The organism is Cellvibrio sp. (genome assembly GCF_039207905.1).
GTDB lineage: Bacteria > Pseudomonadota > Gammaproteobacteria > Pseudomonadales > Cellvibrionaceae > Cellvibrio.
Genome location: NZ_JBCECX010000010.1, coordinates 12,969 through 35,091 on the forward strand (window position 1 = coordinate 12,969; position 22,123 = coordinate 35,091).

Sequence of the window (22,123 nt, forward strand, 5' to 3'; positions counted from 1 at the left end):
TTCAGTGCCAGCACACAAGCTCAATAATTTTTGCCCATTTTAATGAGAAAATGGACTTATAATAGAGTCAACAATGTTCCAAGCTGCATATTGTCTGTGTAGCTGCCATATCTGCGGGAGATTTCTGTGTATTCATTTAGTGCCCTTGTTATTACTGGTTTACTGTGTTTGCTCGCTGGTGCAGGTATTGGTGCTGCGCTGCTGTATGTATTTCGCGCACAAATACTCGGACGCGACCTTGAACAGCGCCTGCATGAGGCGGAAAGCGCACTGCAAGGTTATCAGCGCGATGTGGCCGAACACTTCACCCAAACCTCTTCACTGGTAAATAACCTGACTCAGGCCTATCGTGAAGTACATGAGCATTTGGCGAATGGCGCACTGAAACTGGCGACCCCGGCGATTAGCCGCCAGATTCTGGACTCAGCCAATAACAACCTCAGCGGCGATACTAAAGCCTATATTAGTGAGCAGCACATTGAGCCGCCGCGCGATTGGGCCCCAAAAACCCCGGGCGCTAAAGGTATGCTGAGTGAAGATTATGGTTTGCGCGATGACCACCACGATGTATCGCGCCTGCCAACTGAATCTGCCGATGACTATGATTTTGATGGTAAAGCCAATCGTTATTGATTAGCAGGCAACACAATTAGCATTGGATTGATTGCGTACAGGACGTCGACATATAGGTTTAACCCCGCTGAGTCGCGGGGTTTTTCTTGCCCCAAAATAATATCGGCGGAGACGCTCTGAATGTACTTACAACGCTTGCTGCAGTTTGTTGGCTGGCCCATTACCGCAGGCGTTATTATTGCGTTACTCGCGCTGCTATTATTCCCGCAATTGCGCGGCGCACAACCACAACCGCAAACACCGCCGAATGGCACAGCCAATCCCCACTATGGCGTCGTCTCTTATGCAGATGCGGTTGATCGAGCTGCACCAGCAGTAGTCAACGTTTACACCGAAAAGCGTGTCGTACAGCGCAACCAGGATTTATCCAACAGCCCTTTTTTCCGCCACCTCTACAACAATTCCAACACACCGCAACAAGAGCGCATGCAGAAAACGCTCGGTTCAGGTGTGATCGTCAATAGCTCAGGTTTAATCCTAACCAACAACCATGTCATCAATGGCGCCGATAAAATTTTTGTACTGCTTTACGATGGACGCGTGACCAACGCCGAATTGATCGGCATGGATTCTGATAATGATTTAGCCGTGCTAAAAATCCAGATGGAAAATCTCACCCCCATCATCCAGGGGAACTCAGATAATGTTCGAGTGGGTGATGTTGTTTTAGCGATTGGCAATCCCTTTGGTGTTGGCCAAAGCGTAAGCCAGGGAATTGTGAGTGCAACCGGACGCTGGAATGTCGGTGTAAGTGAAGTAGCGTATCGTGAAAATTTTATCCAGACAGATGCGGCAATTAATCCGGGAAATTCAGGCGGAGCATTGATAGATGCGTATGGCAATTTAATTGGCATCAACACCGCCGTACTGGATGAGTCCAATACATCCTCCGGAATCAGTTTTGCAGTACCAGCAAAAATTGCGATGGAAAGCTTGCACCAGATTGCACAACACGGCCGTGTTATTCGCGGTTGGTTGGGCATTGAAGGCGGACCACACCCGCGCGTCAAAGGCATAGTGATATCGGGTGTCGACATCAATGGTCCTGCGCATCTCGCCGGTGTTCGCCCCAATGATATTCTCACGCACATTAATCACGAAGAAATTCAGGATGCACGCCAGTGCATGGATTTGGTCAATAAATTGATTCCACAATCCAAAGTGAAGCTTAATCTGATCCGCAATGGCGAACCAATAGAGATTGAAGCTATCGCAGGCGAACGCAGCAACGCGCAAACCAAAACGTAAAAAGACAAAATAAAATGGGCGCATCAGCGCCTATTTTATTTCAGTATTACTTCTTTAGCAGTAATGTTTAATCAATAATTCGATATTCCGCTGAACGCGCGTGCGCTTCGAGATATTCACTGCGCGCCAATACCGATGCAGTTTTTGACAACACCGATGCACCTGCGGCCGAGCACATAATAATCGAGCTGCGTTTTTGGAAATCGTACACACCCAGCGGTGATGAAAAACGTGCAGTGCCCGAGGTTGGCAATACGTGGTTAGGACCAGCGCAATAATCGCCAAGCGCTTCCGGAGTAAAACGCCCCATGAAAATAGCGCCGGCGTGACGCACTTTCGGCAGCAATGATTCAGGATCAGCAACTGACAATTCCAAATGCTCGGGCGCAATGCGATTGCTCACTGCAATTGCCTGCTCCATATCAGCCACTTTAATTAATGCACCGCGATTTTTTAACGATACGCTCGCAATAGCTTCACGCGCGAGCGTCGGCAATAATTTTTTAATCGATGCTTCAACTTTATCCAGGTATTCCGCATCCGGGCACAACAGAATCGATTGCGCCTGCTCGTCGTGTTCCGCTTGGCTAAACAAATCCATCGCAATCCAATCGGGATCGGTCAAGCCATCGCACACGACTAAAATTTCTGATGGGCCAGCGATCATATCAATCGCCACCTGACCAAACACCGCGCGCTTGGCAGTCGCGACATAAATATTACCGGGGCCAACAATTTTATCGACCTTGGCAATAGTTTCAGTTCCGTACGCGAGTGCTGCAACAGCTTGCGCACCACCGATAGTAATTACACGATCAACGCCCGCAATAACTGCGGCCGCCAATACCATCGGGCTGATTTCACCATCGGGCGCTGGCACCACCATGGTCAACTCATCAACACCGGCAACTTTCGCCGGAATCGCATTCATCAATACAGATGACGGATAAGACGCTTTGCCGCCAGGTACGTATAAACCCACACGCTCCATTGCTGAAATTTGTTGACCGAGCACAGTGCCGTCAGCCTCGGTGTAGCGCCACGAACTTTGCAACTGATGCTGGTGATAATTGCGGATGCGTTCAGCAGCAACTTCCAATGCAGCGCGCTGCTCAGAACTGATTTGTGTTAACGCATGCTGCAATTGTGCTGGCGAGACCACAAAATCATTAATACTTTGCGCCGTGCGGCGATCAAATTTGTTAGTGAATTCCACCACTGCTGCATCACCACGGTTTTTTACCTGATGCAGAACATCATCTACCACAGCAGCAACGCGCGTATCGCTAACCGATTCCCAAGCAAGCAATTGATCCAATCGCTGATTGAAATCGCTTTGGCTTGCATCCAAACGGGTGATGATAGATTCAGACATGGAGTTCTCTTTTCAAAAACTAAAGGATAAAATAATACGTTGATCATGCAGCCTGTCGATTGCAAATGCACATTGGTATTTGCAATCGACGGAATAGAAAATTAATCAGCCGCTATCGCCTTGGCGATATGGTCGATAATGGTTTGGATTTGAACGTGTTTCATTTTCATTGATGCTTTATTCACGATCAAACGCGAACTGATATCCGCAATAAAGTCGCGCTCCTCCAAACCATTTGCACGCAAGGTATTACCGGTATCGACAATATCCACAATTTCATCAGCCAAATTCATAATCGGTGCAAGTTCCATCGCGCCATAAAGTTTGATGATGTCAGTCTGGCGCCCTTGCGATGCGTAATATTGTTTGGCGATATTCACGTACTTGGTCGCAACACGAATACGGCCTGCAGGTAGCGATTCGCCTTTAACACCAGCAGTCATTAATCTGCAGCGCGCGATATTTAAATCGAGCGGCTCATACAAACCTTCAGCACCGTTTTCCATCAAGGTATCTTTACCGGAAATGCCCATATCCGCCGCACCAAATTGCACGTAGGTGGGAACATCCGCGCCGCGCAATAATAAAAAGCGCACGTTAGGCTGGGAGGTTTCAAATACCAGTTTGCGACTCTTTTCCATATCTTCGAGCGGACGAATATCTGCCGCCGCAAGCAGCGGCAAAGTCTCTTCGAGAATGCGCCCTTTGGTCAGCGCGATAGTCAGGGTTTGGCTCATGGAATTTACCTTTTTATGAACCTTTCACACGGCGCACGCTGGCACCCAGGCTTTGGAATTTTTGCTCGATTGCTTCGTAACCGCGATCAATGTGGTAAATGCGGTCAATCAAGGTTTCGCCATCAGCAACCAGACCGGCAATTACCAAACTCGCCGACGCGCGCAAATCAGATGCCATCACCGGCGCCGCTTTCAAACGCTCAACACCGGTAACAATTGCGGTGTTGTGTTCGAGTTCGATGTGCGCGCCCATGCGATTTAATTCAGCAACCTGCACCAAACGATTTTCAAAAATCGTTTCGGTAATGTGGCTCACACCTTCAGCAACAGCATTCATCGCCATAAATTGTGATTGCATATCGGTCGGGAACGCAGGGTAAGGCGCAGTTTTCAAGCTGACGGCCTTCGGGCGATTGCCGTGCATATCCAGTGCAATCCAATCTTCACCAGTGGTGATATCCGCACCGGCTTCTTGCAATTTCAATAACACTGCTTCGAGAATATCGGCGCGGGTATTGGTCAATTTAATTTTGCCGCGTGTCGCAGCGGCAGCAACCAAATAAGTACCAGTTTCAATACGGTCGGGCATTACGCTGTATTCACAGCCGTGCAATTTTTCCACGCCGTAAATGGTGAGGCTGGATGTACCTATGCCTTCAATTTTCGCGCCCATCGCCACCAACATGTTGGCGAGATCAACAATCTCGGGTTCGCGCGCAGCATTTTCAAGAATGGTTTTACCTTCCGCCAAAACTGCCGCCATCAGCAAGTTTTCAGTACCGCCAACAGTGACCATATCCATCAGGAAATGGCAGCCTCTCAAGCGGCCATTGGAGCGGGCGCGAATATAACCGCCATCGATTTCAATCGTTGCGCCCATGGCCTCAAGGCCGCGCAGATGGATATCCACCGGACGCGAGCCAATCGCACAACCGCCAGGGAAAGATACATTCGCTTCACCGTAGCGAGCGAGCAACGGCCCGAGCACCAGGATCGATGCGCGCATGGTTTTCACCAGCTCGTAAGACGCGGTGTAGGAATTAATAGTGTTGGGATCAACAATCACCACATGCTCGCCCTGAATCTCAATGGTCAGGCCAAGGGTGCTCAACAATTGCACCATGGTGGTTATATCTTTCAAATGAGGGACATTACTCAAATGTACTTTGCCATCAGCCAAGATGGCCGCAGCCAACAACGGCAGGCCCGCATTTTTGGAGCCGGAAATACGCAATTCGCCAGTGAGCGGCCCGCCGCTCGCGATCAAAAACTTATCCATTACAACCCTGAAAACTAAAAAGTGTCAAAAAAGAGACCGATCATCACACCAGCCAGACAATGAGCGCGTAACAATTACTGCTGCTGTTGCTGCTGAGCCCACTGCTCGGGAGTGAAAGACTTGATGTAATCCACGGCGTGGATACTGCGGTCGGCAAATTGGGCGCTCAGGGTAGACAGCACCAATTGCTGCTTCTTAACCGGGGTCAAACCGGCAAAGGCAGGACTCACAACGACGACACCGATGTGATCGCCCATAACGTCTACCGATTTAACATCGCAGTCGGGGATTTGGCTTTCGATCAGTGCTTTGATTTGTTCAGCTTGCATAGTGTTACTCGATAAGGAAGTCAGGCCAGTTAGGTCTATGCGAAAAACGAGACATAAATAGCGATAAATAAATTAAGGCGCGAAGTTTACCGGAATGTCGCCCATATCGCACTCAAAAACCCTACTCCATAACGCAAAACCCCGGCACTTGGCCGGGGTTTTCGTCAGCAATTTATAACCGCTATTGCTGGTTACGCATCGACCAACCAATTGGCGATAACTTTATCCACATCGCCGTTGTACTTTTTCAGGCCAGCTTTGAATTGACCGCTGAATGATTGGCCCAAATTCACGCCGTTGAGGACCACATTGATCAGCTTCCAATCGCCTGCTTTGCCTTTTTGCATGGTGTAATCCAGCTTGTGGGTAGTGCCCTCAGCTGCAACTTCTTGCTTAACCACGACGCGCGTCGGGTTTGCTTCAGTCACACCAGCGATGGTGACTTTGCTATCGGCATAACCAAGCACGCCTTTGGCAAGGGATTTCACCATCCCATCTTTAAATACCTTCTGGAACTGCTCGCGCTGAGCGGGGGTCGCCTTGGCATAAGTCTCTTTACCCATCACCGATGCGGCGATAAAAGGGAAGTTAACAACACCATTAAGTGCGCCATCAACTTGTGTGTAGTACACATCATCGGCTGTTTTTGCCGCGTTTTTGGCCTTTACCAAATCGAATAGTTTTTGCGCAACCGATTCCACAATTGCTTGCGGGGTTTGGGCAGAAGCAGCCGCTGCCGGCGCTTGTGCCATAGCACTGGTGCTGAGCAACGCCACTACACCGAATACAACACCATAGGCTTTGGTGAGCATATATTTCATCGTAAAACCTTCCTAATTGAGATGTGGTCATTAAGTCAGAGATGGCCATGTACCTGAACGAAGGTACCGAAACTCAGACAGCGCTAATTCCTTATGGTGCCATTCTTTATGCGTGCTTATTGGATGTGGCGGTTTATTAACCGGAGGCGCGGTGAGCAGGCTTGCGGCGCGCACTATAACATTTAGATCCGGGCACCGATAACGTGCACGCAGGAAAAAAGACGCAAACATCCCTCGCCTTGCGATTCATGCCCGTTATAATGCCCACCCCGGAACCGCCCAATCGCTATTGTGGAATTGTTATATGGCTGCCTTTGATTACGTCAGCTCTGCCCTGCGCACCATCCGTTTGGAAGCCGATGCGGTGACCGCTTTGACCGGCCGTATCGATGGCCAATTTACTGCCGCGTGCGATCTGATCCTCAACTGCGCCGGGCGCGTGATTGTCACCGGCATGGGCAAATCCGGCCATATCGGTAAAAAAATTGCCGCCACGCTTGCAAGCACTGGGACTCCCGCTTTTTTTGTACATCCCGGCGAAGCCAGCCATGGCGATTTGGGGATGATCACCAAAAACGATATTTTGCTCGCGATTTCCTACTCCGGCACCTCAAACGAAATCGTCACCCTGTTGCCGCTACTGAAACGTGCCGGGATTAAAATCATCAGCATGTGTGCCAATGCGCAATCGACCTTGGGTGAAGTAGCCGAAGTCAATCTGGATATCAGCGTCGTTTTTGAAGCCTGCCCGCTTGATCTCGCCCCCACTTCCAGCACCACAGCCACCTTGGTAATGGGCGATGCGCTCGCGATTGCACTACTCGAAGCGCGCGGATTTACCGCCGAAGATTTTGCATTTTCCCATCCCGGCGGCGCACTCGGACGCAAGTTATTACTACGCGTTGCCGATGTGATGCACTCGGGCGATGACATTCCGCGTGTAACGCCGGAAACCCCCATGCTGGGCGCACTGATGGAAATGTCAGAGAAAGGTTTTGGCATGACAACTGTCATGAGTCCTGCCGGAGACCTACTCGGAATCTTTACCGATGGCGATTTACGCCGCAGTATCGACAAAGGCATAGATATTCGCACCGCCAGCGTCGGTGAATTGATGAATACCAATCCCAAAATGCTGCGCGATAACACGCTTGCTGCAGAAGCATTGGCATTAATGGAACAGGCAAAAATTAACGTATTACTCGTCACCAACGAACAAAAAGCCTTGGTGGGTGTCGTAAAAATCAATGACCTGCTGCGTGCAGGCATTATCTGATTAGAACAGGAACCACTGCATGAATCCTGAGTTGCGCGAACGCGCTGCCCGCATCAAATTACTGTTATTGGATGTGGACGGAGTACTGACTGATGGCCGCCTATACTTTGGCAATCAGGGCGAAGAATTTAAATCGTTTAGCACGCTTGATGGTCAAGGAATCAAAGCGTTACAGAAAAGCGGCGTAAAGGTAGGCATTATCACTGGGCGCACCAGCAATCTGGTCACACGCCGTGCAAGTGATTTAGGTATCACGATATTGGTACAAGGTCGCGAAGATAAATGGGAAGCTTTGCAGGAAATTTTGCAGGAGCATCCCTTCGCACTGGACGAAATTGCCTTTATGGGTGACGACTGGCCGGACCTGACCGTAATGACGCGCGTTGGTCTCGCTTTTACCGTTGCTAATGCCCACGTAAATGTGGCCGCACGTGCCCACTGGCAAAGCCGCGAACGCGGTGGTGAAGGCGCAGTACGCGCAGCCTGCGATTTAATCATGCAGGCACAAGATACATTTGAACCTATTCTGGCTTCTTATCTCGCAGTAAAGGATGAGCAATAACGAATGAGACTGTTGGAGCGAGCCCAAAGAATCAACCAACATATACCTGCCCCTTGGCTGGTTGCGTTTGTATTGGTGATCTTTTTCTTCGCCTTTTCCCTGCGCCAGAAAACTGAAATAGTCGGCTACGATTATGATCCAAGCGGCTTTCCGCAAATCTATATGAAGGATGTAGAAACGCGGGAATTTGATTCGGAGGGCAGATTGCATTATCTGCTGATAACGCCGCAAATCACGCACTTTCAGATGAACCCGGACACTCCATCAGATGCGGATTACACGCTGATCGATAATCCCAATATGGCACTTCACGACGCAGAATCGAAAGCCCCTTGGCTGGTAACCGCCACCATCGGCCGCAGCGAAGGGAACGGACAACTGATTCGCCTGCTTGAAAATGTGCTTATCCAGCAACAAACACCAAGCCAGGGGTTGATTCAAATTACCACCACCGAGCTGCGCGTGCGTCCCCGCGAACAATTCGCGGAAACAGACAAAGCTGTTAAGATGCGCAGCGCTAAAGGTCAGATTGACGCAAAAGGTATGGACGCCGACCTGGCACAGAGTCGGCTTCAGTTAAAGTCCCAGGTTAAGGCTGTTTATGATCCCCGCTAAAATTCGTTGTACGTTTGCTCCTTGCGCCCTTGCGCTAGCCGCGCTGATCACCAGCTTCAGCACCGCCACTTATGCCCTATCCACAGACAAAAATGAAACTATTCGCGGCTCCGCCGACAATCTGACTGTTGACCAAAAAAATGGCGTGGCCACCTACACTGGCTCAGTAAAAATCGCCCAAGGATCGCTGATGATTTCGGCTGATTCGATTGTGATCCATACCAATTCTGACAGTAGCGTCGAGAAAATGATTGCCACAGGCAGCCCTGCGCGCTTCCAGCAACAACCAGAGAAAGACCAGGGCGTGGTGACTGCAGCCGCCAAGCAAATTACCTACACCCCCAACAACGAACACTTATTACTGGTGGAAGATGCTTCTGTTGAACAAAACGGTGCTGTGATGAGCGGCCCGCACATCGATTACGATCTGGTAAAAGAAGTGATGAAAGCTGCCGGGAACAATACCGCCAGCGGCGGCCAACGTATCGAAATTGTAATTCCCCCAAAAGGTGGAAAAGCGGGCGATGACATCAAGATCATTACCCAGCCTCAGACCCCAGCACCGGCCAGCTCGTCAGCCGCGTCGTCAACTGCATCATCAGACTGATTCCTTATGCCTAGCTTGCACGCACGTCATCTCGCCAAAAGTTACAAGAAACGCAAGGTTGTAATTGATGTTTCCATCACCGTAGAAAGCGGTCGGATCGTTGGATTACTCGGCCCTAATGGTGCAGGCAAAACCACCTGTTTTTATATGATTGCCGGTCTGGTTCCTGCCGATAACGGCACCGTAGCGATTGATGACCGCGATATTACCCAGCTGCCAATCCATGGCCGCGCCCGCGCTGGTATTGGCTACTTGCCGCAAGAAGCCTCGATTTTCCGCAAGTTGACAGTTGCCGATAACATTATGGCGATCCTCGAAACCCGCGCCGATTTAGACAAGCAGCATCGCCAGGAAAAACTGGAATCGCTGCTTAACGAATTCCATATCACCCACATTCGCGACAGCTTGGGTATGGCACTTTCCGGTGGTGAACGCCGCCGCGTAGAAATTGCCCGCGCGCTGGCGACCGACCCAAAATTCATCCTGCTCGATGAACCCTTTGCCGGTGTTGACCCTATTTCGGTTAACGACATCAAAGAGATTGTCCGCCACCTGAAAGATCGCGGTATCGGCGTGCTTATCACCGACCACAACGTGCGTGAGACGCTGGATATTTGCGAAACCGCCTACATCGTGAGCGAAGGCCACATTATTGCCGAAGGCGATGCCGAGACAGTGCTGAGCAACAGCAAAGTGCGCGAAGTATATTTGGGCGAACACTTCCGCTTGTAGGCCGATCAAATTCACATCAAGTGTTACCAACGACCTCCTATTGGGCGCTTTAGCCGCCCTATAAACGACTTGACAAGTAACAATCTTTGCCCATTAGGCATAAAGCTTGCTTAAGCTTATTGCTTGCGCGGCCAACCCTGTCTAAACTCGCTATAACTGATGTTTTTTCCATCCTGCGTTATAAGGGTTTGTCGTTCACACAATGAAGCAATCTCTCCAGCTTAAACTCGGCCAACAGCTGACCATGACTCCGCAATTGCAGCAGGCGATCCGCCTATTGCAATTATCGACATTGGATTTGCAACAAGAAATCCAGGAAGCGCTCGAATCCAATCCTATGTTGGAAGTTGAGGAGCCGTTTGATTCGCCCAGCCCTGCCAGTGAATACGAAGGCAGCGAACAAGACAAAGCGGATTACACTCGCCAATTGGAAATTGCAGCCGAAGCCGGCGCTGATAACGGCACCGACTTCAGCTCCAATGAAAGCTATTCCGCTACCGCCGATAATTACTCCGAAAGTAATAATTATTCGGAAAGCGAAAGTTTTGGTGAAGGTGGTGGTGAGAGCTTTGGGGAGGGCGAATCCTTTGGCGATTCCGATGTTTACGGCGAAGGCGACAGTTTCGGCGCCGACAATGGCGACTGGAGCGAATCCATCCCCAGCGACTTACCGGTAGACACCAGTTGGGATGACGTTTACCAGTCATCATCCAGCGGTAGCTCCAGCAATTACGACAACGAAGACAACGATTTTGAAAGCCGTCGCGCCGCCACTGATTCCCTCTATGATCACCTGATGTGGCAACTAAACCTGACCCCTATGTCAGATCGCGACCGCGTATTGGCTATGGCCATTATCGACGCCGTTGAGCCGAGCGGTATGCTCTCCATCACCGTCGAAGAAATTTTTGAAGGTATGCGCGACGATTTCGAAGAGCTCGAACTCGACGAAGTAGAAGCCGTACAACATCGCCTGCAGCAATTCGATCCCTGCGGTGTGTGCAGCCAAAACCTGTCCGAATGCCTATTGGTGCAGCTGCAACAATTTGATCCCAAAACACCGTTTCTGGAATCGGCCAAACTGATTGCCAAGCAATACCTGCCGGTGCTCGGCAGCCGCGATTATCGCCAGTTGATGCGCCGTACCAAACTCAAAGAATCAGAGCTAAGCATTGCCGTCGCGCTAATCCAGAGCCTGAATCCACGCCCGGGCGACATGATTGCCAGCGGCGATACCGAGTATGTTATTCCCGATGTATTTGTGGAAAAACGTGATGGCCGCTGGATAGTTGAACTAAATCCGGATATCGCACCACGCCTGCGGATCAATTCCGACTATGCTTCTATGGTGAAGCGCGCCGATTCAAGCAGCGACAACACCTTTCTCAAAGATAACCTGCAAGAAGCGCGCTGGTTCCTGAAAAGTTTGCAGAGCCGCAACGAAACCCTGCTGAAAGTGGCGAGTTGCATTGTGGAAAAACAACGCGGCTTTTTGGATTACGGCCCCGAAGCAATGAAGCCCTTGGTGCTGCACGATATTGCCGAAATTGTAGAGATGCATGAATCCACTATTTCGCGGGTAACGACGCAAAAATATATGCACACCCCACAGGGTATCTTTGAGCTGAAATATTTCTTCTCCAGCCACGTGAGTACTGACAGTGGTGGTGAATGTTCGTCGACCGCCATTCGCGCGATTATCAAAAAACTGGTGAGCGCCGAAAACCCGAAAAAACCGCTCAGCGACAGCAAAATTACCGATTTGCTTGCAGAGCAAGGGATTCAAGTGGCGCGCCGCACTATTGCGAAATATCGCGAGTCACTCAATATTCCACCGTCGAACGAACGTAAAACTATTTAATAGATTATTTGTCACTTGTAGTTCGAAAGCTTTTTCGAATGTAGTTTCATGAATGAAGCCCACAGTGAACATTCATGGATGTAATAGAGGTTGTGCAGCTTGCAACTGTTTTATTTCTAGCGAGAGGAAGTATCTATGCAAATAAATATCAGCGGTCGCCACGTCGAAGTTACCGATTCAATGAGAGAGTATGTCACTAGCAAACTTGAGCGACTGACCCATCACCACGATCGTATTACCAGCACCCACGTTATCCTCTCGGTTGACAAACTAATCCAAAAAGCAGAAGCCACCATCCATGTGAGCGGCAAAGATGTGCACGCAGACGCAACCAATGAAGATCTTTACGCCGCTATCGATGCCCTGGCGGACAAGCTTGACCGTCAACTGATTAAACACAAAGAAAAAATGCGCAGCCATCGCTAATTGGCGACAAACCAACCTGTTAACTGAACCTGTGTGGTCGTCGCCAAAAGTGATGACCACAATTACCCAGCGAGAGATGCCCGGCATCACCTAGCCATGCAAATTCAAGATCTGATCACCCCCGGCCGAACCCTCTGTGGAGTCGAAGGCGGCAGTAAAAAACGCGCACTGGAGTTGCTCGCCAACACCATTGCGCAAGATATCCCGGATATTGATGCCGATGACCTGTTCCGCCGCCTGATTGGCCGCGAGCGACTCGGCTCAACGGGTATCGGTCATGGCATTGCCATTCCCCACTGCCGTGCCGAGCATTGCACCGGTACTATCGGGGCACTGATCACCTTGGTAGACCCTATTGATTTTGATGCTATCGACTCACAGCCAGTCGATATTCTGTTTGCAATGTTGGTACCGGAAGATGCCCATAGTGAACATTTGCAGACGCTCGCGGCGCTTGCCGCCGCTTTGAATAACGCCGATTACCGCCAAAGCTTGCGCGCAGCCACCAGCAACAATGCGCTCTTCCAAGCGGCGCTCGCAGCCCCCTAACAGGAACCGACCATGCATCTGGTGATTGTCAGCGGCCTTTCCGGCTCGGGAAAAAGTACAGCACTCCATGTCCTTGAGGATGTGGGATTTAACTGTATCGATAACCTGCCCGTCAGCCTGTTACCGGCACTGGTCGCGCAAATCCAGATCCATAAAGACGATCAGCACCGCTTCGCCATTGGCATCGATGTACGTAATGCGTGGAAAGATTTGCAGATTTTTCCACCAATGATTAACACCCTGAAAGAAGCGCATCTGCCCTTTCAAACGCTGTTTCTGGATTCGCAGCCAGCGGTACTTATTCAGCGCTTTAGTGAAACCCGACGCAAGCATCCGCTGTCAGATAAACACACCAGTTTGGAAGAGGCAATTGCGGCAGAGCAGCAATTGTTGGAGCCGATCCGCGATTGCGCTGACCAAGTGATTGATACCAGCCACTTAAACCTGCATGAGCTGCGCGATTTGGTAAAAGAGCGTGTGGTTGGCCGCAGCGAATCAACTATGGCAATTCTGTTTGAATCCTTCGGTTTCAAACACGGCGTGCCGATTAATGCTGATTTGGTGTTCGATGCCCGCTGCCTGCCCAATCCGCACTGGAAACCTAATTTACGGCCACAGACAGGCAAGGACGAGGAAGTTATCGACTTTCTGGAAGAACAAGTCACAGTGAAAGAAATGTACGACGATATCGAGCATTACCTCACTCGCTGGTTGCCGCGCTACCAGGCCAATAACCGCAGTTACATTACCATCGCGGTTGGCTGTACTGGCGGCCAGCATCGCTCCGTGTACCTAACCGAGCGCTTACAAAAACATTTCGACCAAAGTTTTAGCGATGTACAAGTTCGTCATCGCGATATTAACAAGCACAAAAAACATTAGATTATGCAGACAGAAACCCTCGATATCATTAACAAGCGCGGTCTGCACGCCCGCGCCGCCGCCAAGTTGGCAACTCTCGCCAACCGCTTTGAGGCGAAAGTATCCGCGCGCGTAGGCGAAGGCGGCTGGGCCGATGCCAAAAGCGTTATGTCGCTCATGTTGCTGGCAGCCAGCTATGGCACTGCCCTGCAAATCAGCGTAGAGGGCGATGACGCCGAGGCCGCACTCTGCGCCATCCGCGCCCTGATTGCCGACCGCTTTGAAGAAGGCGAATAAACAGACTATCGTTATAAGCAAGAACGGCGAGCCAGCTTGATTGTAAAAGCGGTTGTTGTTGTTGCTTTTCTGCACTAAGCTGCGCGACCTTTTCCAGCCCAGTGATTACCCCGAGCTATCCCAGTAACCTGATCACTGCCTGTTTTATCCAATTACGCCCTGTGCGTATCAAGTACAGTAATTTTTATGGTTTATAACTACGACGACATCAACCCCGATGACTACATCCTCAGCAAGTCGCAAGTAAAACGCGATATGCACGCGCTGCAAGCGCTGGGTGAAAGCCTGATCGACATGAACGAGAAGCAGCTCGCCAGTATTCCCCTGAGCGAAACCATGCTGGACGCCATCTACATCGCGCGCAAATTACCGCCCAAAGAAGCGCGCCGCCGCCAGATTCAATACATTGGTCGCTTGATGCGTGAAGGCAACCACGAGGAAATCAAAGCAGCGGTAGATAAACTGCAAAACCGCAGCGATCAATATGTTCATCGCCAGCATCAAGTAGAGCGCTATCGCGACCTGCTGATCGAAGGCGACAAGCAAATATTCCAAACTCTGGTTACCTCCTGCCCCGGCATTGATGTGCAACACCTGCGTCAGTTGATTCGCACCGCGCAAAAAGAGCGCGAAGAGAACAAGCCGCCCGCAAGTGCGCGTAAGTTGTTTGCGTTTATTCGCGAACAACTGGAACTGCAAGACTAATAATTGCAGCAAGCAAAATTGAAAAAGCCGCTGATCTCCAGCGGCTTTTTTTTGGCCTGATCCCGGACAGAAACATGGCCGTGCTGATCATATAAATTATTCCCAACGATGCTTTACCAGCGGTTAACAGATATTAACTGGAGCAGATAATTGGCGCTCGGCTACACTATGACATCGTTGTCTTACGGATAATAACTAAATGAATCACAACCGGTTTTATGAAATAGATTTACTGCGCCTTGTCTCCGCCGTTCTGGTAGTGCTATTTCACTACACCTACGTTGGCTCCATTCTGGATTTTGCACCGGCACCACGCACCGATGCGTTTGGTGAGTACGGGCGCTACATGTACTTGGGGATCAACTTCTTTTTTATTATTAGCGGTTTTGTGATTTTACTCAGCGCCGAAGACGGTAAGCCGCGCGAATTTATTGTTTCGCGTTTTGTACGTCTTTATCCCGCCTATTGGTTGTGCGTCATCTTAACCGCGAGTGCCGCCGTGTTATTTAACCAACCTGCCTTTCAAGTGAGTTGGTCGCATTTTCTTGTCAACCTGACCATGCTGCAGAACGGTTTTGATGTGCCGCTGGTGGATGGTGTTTATTGGACGCTGTGGATTGAACTGAAATTCTACGCACTCGTATTGGTGATGATTTGGTTTCGGCTGCTGCGCTTCTTGCCCTGGTTTTGCGGTGCGGTGCTGATTGCATCGATCATCGGTTTGAGCACACCACTCGCGATTAACGTTGAACATTTTGTTGCCGGGTTTCCGCATTGGGCAGGTTATTTTGCGTGCGGTTGCGTGTTGTATCTGGTGCAATCAAAAGGCTTTAACTGGGGCTACGGAATACTTCTATTGTTGAGCGTGATTTTCTGTGTGCGTCAGAATCAGGTGTTTACGGAATTGATGATTGGTTGGTACAAAGCCGATTTCAATGAATGGGTATCGGTTATAGGCACGCTGTTATTTTTTGCCATTCTGTCGGCAATCGCCTTACGCAAAAATGGTTTGCTGCGCGACCCGCGTTTTTATTATCTGGGCGTGCTGACTTATCCGCTGTACCTGCTACACGAAAATATCGGCTTTATGGCATTTAATGCATGGCATGACGTAATGCCGGGATGGTTATTGGTCAGCGGTACTGTTGTTTTTATGTTGGTTGCTGCATGGTTTATCCATCGCTGGGTAGAAAAACCAATGCAACGATTTTTAAAGCGCAAGTTGTTACCTAAACCTGAGCACGCTCAATAAGCCTGCATCAAAACAATTAGGATAGAAATAAAAAAGCCAGCCCTGTTCAGGAGCTGGCTTAAAAAACATCAACTTTTTATGAATACAATTAGGGCCAAGCGTACTTAAAAATTTACGCGCGACCTAAACGCTCAAGCAGCTTCTGGTTTTCCACTTCGATGTGTTTGTACAATTCCACATCTGACAACAGTGATGCCGCCGCCTCATCAATTACCAATACAACCTGCTCATGCAATTGCAATGCAGATGCCGGGCATGCAGCAGTAAGCGGACCTTCTACGGTGGCTTTAATCGCTTCCGCTTTATTTTCGCCTGTCGCTAACAACACCACTTTTTTGGATTCGAGAATCGTACCGATTCCCATAGTAATCGACAGGTGCGGCTGGTATTCGTCGGGACCAAAGAAGCGTGCATTATCATCAATGGTTGCTTTAGTCAGGGTTTTAATACGAGTGCGAGACATCAATGATGATGACGGCTCGTTAAAACCGATATGACCATTACGACCAATCCCCAACAACTGGATATCGATCCCGCCTTTTTGTTTAATCGCGGTTTCATACAGCGCACAAGCAGTGAATGGATCTTCAGCATCACCTGGCGGAACAAAGGTAGATGCTTTATCGATATCAACATGATCAAACAATTGTTGGTTCATGAAGTATCTATAGCTTTGTGGGTGGGTTGGGTTCAAACCTAAATATTCATCCAGGTTAAAACTACTCACCTTCTTAAAAGATACCTGCCCACTTTTATAAGATTCAATTAATTCTTTGTAAAGCGCCACCGGCGTTGAGCCAGTTGCCAACCCTAATACCGAATCAGGTTTACGGCTAATTTGTTTGATAAAAATATTTGCGCCGTATTTAGCAACTGCAGCAGCATCTTTCAAAATAACAACTTTCATTGAACACTCCAGTGAGTGGTATTGACCGAAAAAACTAAACTCTGAAAAGATAAAACCTAACGATAAAATCTAATAATAAAAAATTAGCTATGACGCAAACCATCACCTGCAATCCAGGTGTGGGTCACACGATAATCATCAGTAAAGTGCACCAAATCTGCACGGAATCCAGATTCGATACGACCGAGATAATTATCAACCTGCATATATTGCGCTGGGTAAAGTGCTGCCATGCGTAAACTCTCCTCCAGCTCCATTCCTACCCATTCAGTATTCAAACGCACGGCGTCAATCATGCCGATTGCACTGCCCGCTAAACGACCTTCGGCATTTACCAAGCAGCCATCTTTTTCATAAATCGTTTCGCCGTACATCTGGAACGATTTTTCTGGCGAACCAACGGTAGACATTGCATCCGTCACCAAATACATTTTGCCTTTTGGTTTTGCAGCGCAAGCGATGCGCGCAGAAGCAGCATGCACGTGATAGGTATCAATAATAATTCCGCACCAACTGTTGGGATCTTCCAACGCCGCACCAACAACACCAGGCTCACGTCCGGTAGTTGGACGCATCGCGTTGTATAAATGCGTAAAACCGGAAAGGCCTTCTTTAATCGCATTCACAACCGATTCGTAATGCGCATCGGTATGCCCCGCGCAAACCACCACACCAGCAGAGGTTAATTGTTTAATTTGACCCGGCGCAGCATGCTCGGGCGCAAGCGTAATCATGACTTTAAAATCGTGCTGGCTTTTAACCGATTCAACCAGCCAATCAATATCGGCTTGTTCCATTTCGCGAATGTAACGCTCGTTGTGCGCACCGCGGCGAGCCATATCAAAAAACGGCCCCTCTACGTGCACACCCAGCACACCTTTTAATCCGGAAGCAACCGCATCAGCCACTGCTTTTACACCCGCTTGGTGCACTTCACGTGTGTGGCTAACCAAAGTGGGAAGCAGCGAAGTGGTGCCAGTGGGACGATGACCATCAAGCATAGTTTTGATCGCACTGAGGCTGGTGTCGCTGGTAAAAAACGCGCCGCCACCACCGTTTACTTGCAGATCAATAAATCCCGGTGCAATTACACCGCCGTCCAACAAAATTTGCGGAATGGATGTATCCAGAACAGCGGCGGGAATAAGCGCGTCAATTTTTTCGTCCGCAATTACCAATGCGTAATTGTTGAGGAAACCTTCACCGGTAAATATACGCGCGCCTACTAACGCCTGTTTCATAACGCCTGTCATAACAACACCTGTCATAAATTACTTGCCGTACTAGCGCACAGCAAGCATTAAACCAGTTATGCCTTACAAGCTGATAATGATGTTGCGCTTGTGCAATACCCATGCAACAAACCACAAGACAGCTACTTGTAATAAGGCAAATAATAACGATGCCAAATAGGGATCTGCAAAACTGCGGAATGCAGCATAAAGCGCGGTATACGCAGACTGATCACCAATCGGAATTAAATATAATGTATTCGCCAAGAGCGCGGCCAATACATAAATGAATAGCGGATTTTTACCGATAATTTCAAACACGTGATACACAGGTTTGATCGATGATCCGATTGCCGAGCGCTCCAGCTTCACCAGCAAAATCAACATCAGGATCGCAACACCGCAGGTCAGCAACACGAATGGGCTAGTCCACAAAGATTTATTGATCGGGAAAACCGAACTCCACAACAACGCAGCACCAACCAAAGCCAGCGCGGCAATAAATAATTTGCTCAGGGCTTTTTCTTTATCTTCGCTCGCCAAGAGTACGCGAGTTGCTTCAAAGCCGATAATGACGTTTACGATAGAAGGAAATGTACTCAAGATACCTTCAGGGTCGAATGGCATGCCTTTACCCTGCCACAGATGACTTCCACCCAATACCGCCAAATCAAACTGACGCACAATATTGTGCTCAACACTGTAAGGATCAGCAGACAGATTTAATAAACCCCAGTAGCCAACCAACAACAAAGTGCTAATCACTACACGACCAGTAAATCCGAAATACAAAATAATAAATGCAGCGAAACCGTAAGCCAGCGCAATGCGCTGCAGAACCCCCATCACACGCCACTGATCAAGACTTTCAGTAAATGGATAGGCAGAGAGCAACACACCAATCAAAAATAGCAATGCTACACGGCGCAGAATTTTTTTAGTTTGATCGGCAAATGTCAGCTGGCTAAGGCCACGCACTGAAAAGTACATAGCCGAGCCGACAATAAACATAAAGAAAGGAAATACAAAATCGGTAGGAGTCGCGCCATGCCAATCGGCATGCAAAAGCGGCGCGTACACAAACTCCCAAGAGCCTGGAGTATTTACCAGAATCATTAACGCGAGGGTCAAACCACGCATCACATCCAAAGCTTGAAAACGTTGTTTGACCATCGAATACCTCGCAGATGATGTCGTCGTACTATCTGTGCTGAAAAAGTTATTGCGGAAATTTATTTCCAGCTGCGCAGTTTGTATCCTTTAGCTGCATAAAAGAGGATGAATAAATAGCAAGGTGTCATCACTATGTATGCAGTTTGACGATCAACTACTGTTGATAATGCACCCATAATCACCGGCACAACCGCACCACCCGCAATTGCCATAATCAACAGTGCAGAACCCGTTGCGGTGTATTTACCTAAACCGCTCAGTGCCAATGGCCAAATTGCCGGCCATACAATTGCGTTTGCCAAACCAAGTAATGCGATACACAGAATCGTGTTAGGAATTGCAGGCGCACCCAAGAACGCAAACAGCGAAGAAATAGAGGTAGATTCGTTACTACCAAATACAATGCTGAGGCTGATGAATACACCAAGCACCGCAGAGACCAACAACATATTTTGCTGAGAGATCACACGTGGGATTAATATAATTCCGAGAATATAACCGAACACCATACAAGCCATGGTGATGGAAGTAAGAATGGAGAAGTTGCTATAGCCAATACTGCGACCGTAGGCACCAATCGTATCACCGGCAATTACTTCTACACCTACGTAAAGGAATAACGCGATAACACCTAACACCAGACTTGGAAATTGCAATACGCCGCGCAGAGGTAATTTCTCTGCTCGATCTTCTTCAGACTCCAATTCAGGTAGAGAAGAAAGTTTCACCAAAAGCGCAACAGCACCAATTACTAACGCCATGTAGATGTATGGCATTACCAAATTGCTTGCCATGATTTCAATTTCTTCAGGCGTTGGTGTAGTCGTTGGATGACCAGTCATGCCACCCAAAATTAATGCGGTGAATACAAGAGGTGCAACAATACCGGCTGATTTATTGAGAATCCCCATGATACTGATACGGCGCGCAGCAGATTCTTCTGGCCCCATTTTTACTACGTAAGGGTTCACTGCGGTCTGTACTAAAGTTTGTCCGGCACCCATCATAAATTGGCCGATCAAGAACATGCCAAACCAATGGGTTTTTGCAGCAGGAATATAAATAAGTGCAGCAGCAGCCATCGCAGCCAAACCAATTGCCATACCATTTCTGTAACCAACCTTACGGATGATCCAGGAAGATGGCAGTGAAAAAACGGTTACTGCAATATAAAAAGAAAACAGGATAAATGAAGCCTGAAATGGTGTTAGCGCCAGCACCACTTCCAGATACGGCATCAATGAACCATTAAGCCAAGTAACGAATCCGAAAATAAAAAACATTCCGGCAATCATTACCAAAGGAAGAAATGTACTCTTAGGAGTTGCGCCCGATTCCGGGACCGCAATAGCGTCGTTACTCATGGTCAAGTTCTCGCGTTAGATGGCAGTGGTTAAAACACTTTCGTTATTGTTGGTTAGCTTGAAACGCTGTTTGGCGAAATACACGGCGCCAAATTCCGGTTGATATAAAGCGGGGGAAATATTGTTTGCCATCTCCTGATCCATCCAGGGAATGAGGCGTGGAGCCAGACCACCGATGATCGACATACGACCAGGTCCGGTATTCCATAATCTGCGCGCGACTGCACTCATATAAGCAGCGCCTTCTTTGACGATATCAATTGCAACTGCATCACCGGCATCGGCAGCATCGACAACAAAAATGGCGAACTTGGCGTAGTCACTCGACTTTGCGCCAAACATTTTGTCGACAATCATTACGCCTTCAGCTTGCAAAAACTCACCAATGCTTTGGCTCAAACTGGTAGCCGGGCCTAAATTATCTGAGGCCAACAATACAGCCTGAATTGCTTCCAAACCCATCCAGGCACCGCTTCCTTTATCACCAATAGGAAAACCGTGACCGCCAAGAATGAGCGATGTATTTTTAACAAAAGAATAGCCGCAAGAACCGGTTCCCGCGATCATCACCGCGCCTTCATCACGATTGTGAGCACCAAGGCAGGCAATATGCAGATCGGTAGTGAGAAACATATGCTTGAAAGGATGTTCCCAAGCGCTGATAACGTCAAAAAGGCTTGGGACATTAACACCAGCAAGACCGGCACCGGCAACCAACTCGCCCATCACAGAGGGCGGCAGTCCAGCATCGATCAACGCCAATTCGGCGGCAGTGCGGATGGAATCTTTGGCTTGTTGTACACCGTGAAAAGGGTTAGCTGGCCCACCGACACCTGTACCCAGCACCTGTAAATCTTCGGTCATGATACTGGCGCGACACTTGGTGCCCCCGCCATCAATACCGATATACAAGGTTTGTTCGCCGAGTGGCATCTTCGCCATGATCTACCTCTTTATTTTTAGAGCAAATACCCGACTAGCGCTAAAAGTCAGATACCTTAAAAATTCGAATGTTCCGCCAGACTCGCGATCATAACAGAGGTTAAAAAAGGTTAGTGCCCCGCAGGACACTAACCACAAGACCACTACTACAGCTCTAGAGAACTCATGCCCCATGAATACTGCACCAGCAAGGAGAGATGCCAGATACAGCGTCTATCATCGGACAGGGTTAGATTATGACAACAGGACAACGTTGTCAAACAATAAAATGCAACTTTTACAAGGTTTTTTGCTAACGTTACGAAAGCACCCAAAACCGGAAAAATGGATGGCATAATCG

General features: G+C 48.9%; 24 protein-coding genes. 14 read left to right on the top strand and 10 right to left on the bottom strand.

The genetic code is table 11. The features are described from left to right. Positions 1-126 precede the first annotated feature (126 nt). Positions 127-633 (top strand): YhcB family protein, encoded by a 507-nt coding sequence (locus tag AAGC78_RS07650; RefSeq protein WP_435783471.1) that lies wholly within the window; start codon positions 127-129, stop codon positions 631-633. A 120-nt stretch (positions 634-753) separates the two neighbouring features. After that, positions 754-1,881, top strand: a complete 1,128-nt coding sequence (locus AAGC78_RS07655; RefSeq protein ID WP_435783472.1) for a trypsin-like peptidase domain-containing protein — start codon at positions 754-756, stop codon at positions 1,879-1,881. A gap of 67 nt (positions 1,882-1,948) precedes the next feature. Here AAGC78_RS07655 and hisD read toward each other — a convergent pair whose 3' ends face one another. The 5 genes from hisD to AAGC78_RS07680 form a co-directional block, all read right to left on the bottom strand. Then, positions 1,949-3,256, bottom strand: a complete 1,308-nt coding sequence (gene hisD, locus AAGC78_RS07660; protein WP_435783473.1) for a histidinol dehydrogenase — start codon at positions 3,254-3,256, stop codon at positions 1,949-1,951. Positions 3,257-3,357: 101 nt separating this feature from the next. After that, the gene (gene hisG, locus AAGC78_RS07665; protein WP_435783474.1) at positions 3,358-3,993 is read right to left on the bottom strand and encodes an ATP phosphoribosyltransferase; all 636 of its coding nucleotides are present in this window, start codon (positions 3,991-3,993) and stop codon (positions 3,358-3,360) included. Between the two features lie 13 nt (positions 3,994-4,006). Continuing rightward, on the bottom strand, positions 4,007-5,272 hold the full coding sequence (murA, locus tag AAGC78_RS07670) for a UDP-N-acetylglucosamine 1-carboxyvinyltransferase (protein ID WP_435783475.1): 1,266 nt from the start codon (positions 5,270-5,272) through the stop codon (positions 4,007-4,009). A gap of 74 nt (positions 5,273-5,346) precedes the next feature. After that, positions 5,347-5,601 carry a BolA family protein gene (locus AAGC78_RS07675; RefSeq protein WP_435783476.1) on the bottom strand — a complete coding sequence of 85 codons (255 nt, stop codon included), beginning with the start codon at positions 5,599-5,601 and terminating at the stop codon, positions 5,347-5,349. 191 nt (positions 5,602-5,792) lie between these two features. Next, positions 5,793-6,422, bottom strand: a complete 630-nt coding sequence (locus AAGC78_RS07680) for an MlaC/ttg2D family ABC transporter substrate-binding protein (protein ID WP_435783477.1) — start codon at positions 6,420-6,422, stop codon at positions 5,793-5,795. Positions 6,423-6,726: 304 nt separating this feature from the next. On the opposite strand from AAGC78_RS07680, the gene AAGC78_RS07685 reads away from it, so the two are divergent. The 12 genes from AAGC78_RS07685 (at position 6,727) to AAGC78_RS07740 (ending at position 16,165) form a co-directional block, all read left to right on the top strand. Beyond that, positions 6,727-7,698, top strand: a complete 972-nt coding sequence (locus AAGC78_RS07685) for a KpsF/GutQ family sugar-phosphate isomerase (RefSeq protein ID WP_435783478.1) — start codon at positions 6,727-6,729, stop codon at positions 7,696-7,698. 19 nt (positions 7,699-7,717) lie between these two features. After that, positions 7,718-8,260, top strand: coding sequence for a KdsC family phosphatase (locus AAGC78_RS07690; RefSeq protein WP_435783479.1), 543 nt, complete (start codon positions 7,718-7,720; stop codon positions 8,258-8,260). A 3-nt stretch (positions 8,261-8,263) separates the two neighbouring features. Further along, the gene (lptC, locus tag AAGC78_RS07695; RefSeq protein WP_435783480.1) at positions 8,264-8,875 is read left to right on the top strand and encodes an LPS export ABC transporter periplasmic protein LptC; all 612 of its coding nucleotides are present in this window, start codon (positions 8,264-8,266) and stop codon (positions 8,873-8,875) included. Next, entirely contained in the window at positions 8,862-9,482 is a 621-nt protein-coding gene (lptA, locus tag AAGC78_RS07700) for a lipopolysaccharide transport periplasmic protein LptA (protein WP_435783481.1), read from the top strand. Before lptC ends, lptA begins: the two co-directional genes overlap by 14 nt. 6 nt (positions 9,483-9,488) lie before the next feature. Further along, positions 9,489-10,214, top strand: a complete 726-nt coding sequence (lptB, locus tag AAGC78_RS07705) for an LPS export ABC transporter ATP-binding protein (protein ID WP_435783482.1) — start codon at positions 9,489-9,491, stop codon at positions 10,212-10,214. A gap of 202 nt (positions 10,215-10,416) precedes the next feature. Further along, positions 10,417-12,075, top strand: coding sequence for an RNA polymerase factor sigma-54 (locus tag AAGC78_RS07710; protein WP_435783483.1), 1,659 nt, complete (start codon positions 10,417-10,419; stop codon positions 12,073-12,075). Between the two features lie 135 nt (positions 12,076-12,210). Further along, entirely contained in the window at positions 12,211-12,501 is a 291-nt protein-coding gene (gene hpf, locus AAGC78_RS07715) for a ribosome hibernation-promoting factor, HPF/YfiA family (protein ID WP_435783484.1), read from the top strand. A gap of 96 nt (positions 12,502-12,597) precedes the next feature. Further along, a complete protein-coding gene (ptsN, locus tag AAGC78_RS07720) occupies positions 12,598-13,050 on the top strand; it encodes a PTS IIA-like nitrogen regulatory protein PtsN (protein WP_435783485.1) in 453 nt (150 codons plus the stop codon). Positions 13,051-13,062: 12 nt separating this feature from the next. After that, on the top strand, positions 13,063-13,932 hold the full coding sequence (rapZ, locus tag AAGC78_RS07725) for an RNase adapter RapZ (protein ID WP_435783486.1): 870 nt from the start codon (positions 13,063-13,065) through the stop codon (positions 13,930-13,932). Positions 13,933-13,935: 3 nt separating this feature from the next. After that, the gene (locus AAGC78_RS07730; protein ID WP_435783487.1) at positions 13,936-14,208 is read left to right on the top strand and encodes an HPr family phosphocarrier protein; all 273 of its coding nucleotides are present in this window, start codon (positions 13,936-13,938) and stop codon (positions 14,206-14,208) included. Positions 14,209-14,394: 186 nt separating this feature from the next. Next, positions 14,395-14,913 (top strand): ribosome biogenesis factor YjgA, encoded by a 519-nt coding sequence (gene yjgA, locus AAGC78_RS07735; protein WP_435783488.1) that lies wholly within the window; start codon positions 14,395-14,397, stop codon positions 14,911-14,913. 199 nt (positions 14,914-15,112) lie between these two features. Further along, positions 15,113-16,165, top strand: a complete 1,053-nt coding sequence (locus tag AAGC78_RS07740) for an acyltransferase family protein (RefSeq protein ID WP_435783489.1) — start codon at positions 15,113-15,115, stop codon at positions 16,163-16,165. A 112-nt stretch (positions 16,166-16,277) separates the two neighbouring features. On the opposite strand, the gene nagB is transcribed toward AAGC78_RS07740, so the two are convergent. The 5 genes from nagB to nagK form a co-directional block, all read right to left on the bottom strand. Then, positions 16,278-17,072 (bottom strand): glucosamine-6-phosphate deaminase, encoded by a 795-nt coding sequence (nagB, locus tag AAGC78_RS07745; RefSeq protein ID WP_435783490.1) that lies wholly within the window; start codon positions 17,070-17,072, stop codon positions 16,278-16,280. Between the two features lie 83 nt (positions 17,073-17,155). Further along, complete coding sequence (nagA, locus tag AAGC78_RS07750; protein ID WP_435783491.1) at positions 17,156-18,325, bottom strand: N-acetylglucosamine-6-phosphate deacetylase; 1,170 nt, start codon at positions 18,323-18,325, stop codon at positions 17,156-17,158. Between the two features lie 63 nt (positions 18,326-18,388). Next, positions 18,389-19,477: an acyltransferase family protein gene (locus AAGC78_RS07755; protein ID WP_435783492.1), complete on the bottom strand. Its 1,089-nt coding sequence runs from the start codon at positions 19,475-19,477 to the stop codon at positions 18,389-18,391. 59 nt (positions 19,478-19,536) lie between these two features. Next, positions 19,537-20,841, bottom strand: coding sequence for an N-acetylglucosamine MFS transporter NagP (nagP, locus tag AAGC78_RS07760; RefSeq protein WP_435783493.1), 1,305 nt, complete (start codon positions 20,839-20,841; stop codon positions 19,537-19,539). 15 nt (positions 20,842-20,856) lie between these two features. Continuing rightward, complete coding sequence (gene nagK, locus AAGC78_RS07765; protein ID WP_435783494.1) at positions 20,857-21,783, bottom strand: N-acetylglucosamine kinase; 927 nt, start codon at positions 21,781-21,783, stop codon at positions 20,857-20,859. Positions 21,784-22,123: the final 340 nt, after the last annotated feature.

Coding starts and splice junctions, on each gene's coding strand:
- AAGC78_RS07655 (WP_435783472.1), top strand. CDS start 754: ATGTACTTACAACGCTTGCTGCAGTTTGTTGGCTGGCCCATTACCGCA.
- hisD (WP_435783473.1), bottom strand. CDS start 3,256: ATGTCTGAATCTATCATCACCCGTTTGGATGCAAGCCAAAGCGATTTC.
- hisG (WP_435783474.1), bottom strand. CDS start 3,993: ATGAGCCAAACCCTGACTATCGCGCTGACCAAAGGGCGCATTCTCGAA.
- murA (WP_435783475.1), bottom strand. CDS start 5,272: ATGGATAAGTTTTTGATCGCGAGCGGCGGGCCGCTCACTGGCGAATTG.
- AAGC78_RS07675 (WP_435783476.1), bottom strand. CDS start 5,601: ATGCAAGCTGAACAAATCAAAGCACTGATCGAAAGCCAAATCCCCGAC.
- AAGC78_RS07680 (WP_435783477.1), bottom strand. CDS start 6,422: ATGAAATATATGCTCACCAAAGCCTATGGTGTTGTATTCGGTGTAGTG.
- AAGC78_RS07685 (WP_435783478.1), top strand. CDS start 6,727: ATGGCTGCCTTTGATTACGTCAGCTCTGCCCTGCGCACCATCCGTTTG.
- AAGC78_RS07690 (WP_435783479.1), top strand. CDS start 7,718: ATGAATCCTGAGTTGCGCGAACGCGCTGCCCGCATCAAATTACTGTTA.
- lptC (WP_435783480.1), top strand. CDS start 8,264: ATGAGACTGTTGGAGCGAGCCCAAAGAATCAACCAACATATACCTGCC.
- lptA (WP_435783481.1), top strand. CDS start 8,862: ATGATCCCCGCTAAAATTCGTTGTACGTTTGCTCCTTGCGCCCTTGCG.
- lptB (WP_435783482.1), top strand. CDS start 9,489: ATGCCTAGCTTGCACGCACGTCATCTCGCCAAAAGTTACAAGAAACGC.
- AAGC78_RS07710 (WP_435783483.1), top strand. CDS start 10,417: ATGAAGCAATCTCTCCAGCTTAAACTCGGCCAACAGCTGACCATGACT.
- hpf (WP_435783484.1), top strand. CDS start 12,211: ATGCAAATAAATATCAGCGGTCGCCACGTCGAAGTTACCGATTCAATG.
- ptsN (WP_435783485.1), top strand. CDS start 12,598: ATGCAAATTCAAGATCTGATCACCCCCGGCCGAACCCTCTGTGGAGTC.
- rapZ (WP_435783486.1), top strand. CDS start 13,063: ATGCATCTGGTGATTGTCAGCGGCCTTTCCGGCTCGGGAAAAAGTACA.
- AAGC78_RS07730 (WP_435783487.1), top strand. CDS start 13,936: ATGCAGACAGAAACCCTCGATATCATTAACAAGCGCGGTCTGCACGCC.
- yjgA (WP_435783488.1), top strand. CDS start 14,395: ATGGTTTATAACTACGACGACATCAACCCCGATGACTACATCCTCAGC.
- AAGC78_RS07740 (WP_435783489.1), top strand. CDS start 15,113: ATGAATCACAACCGGTTTTATGAAATAGATTTACTGCGCCTTGTCTCC.
- nagB (WP_435783490.1), bottom strand. CDS start 17,072: ATGAAAGTTGTTATTTTGAAAGATGCTGCTGCAGTTGCTAAATACGGC.
- nagA (WP_435783491.1), bottom strand. CDS start 18,325: ATGACAGGCGTTATGAAACAGGCGTTAGTAGGCGCGCGTATATTTACC.
- AAGC78_RS07755 (WP_435783492.1), bottom strand. CDS start 19,477: ATGGTCAAACAACGTTTTCAAGCTTTGGATGTGATGCGTGGTTTGACC.
- nagP (WP_435783493.1), bottom strand. CDS start 20,841: ATGAGTAACGACGCTATTGCGGTCCCGGAATCGGGCGCAACTCCTAAG.
- nagK (WP_435783494.1), bottom strand. CDS start 21,783: ATGGCGAAGATGCCACTCGGCGAACAAACCTTGTATATCGGTATTGAT.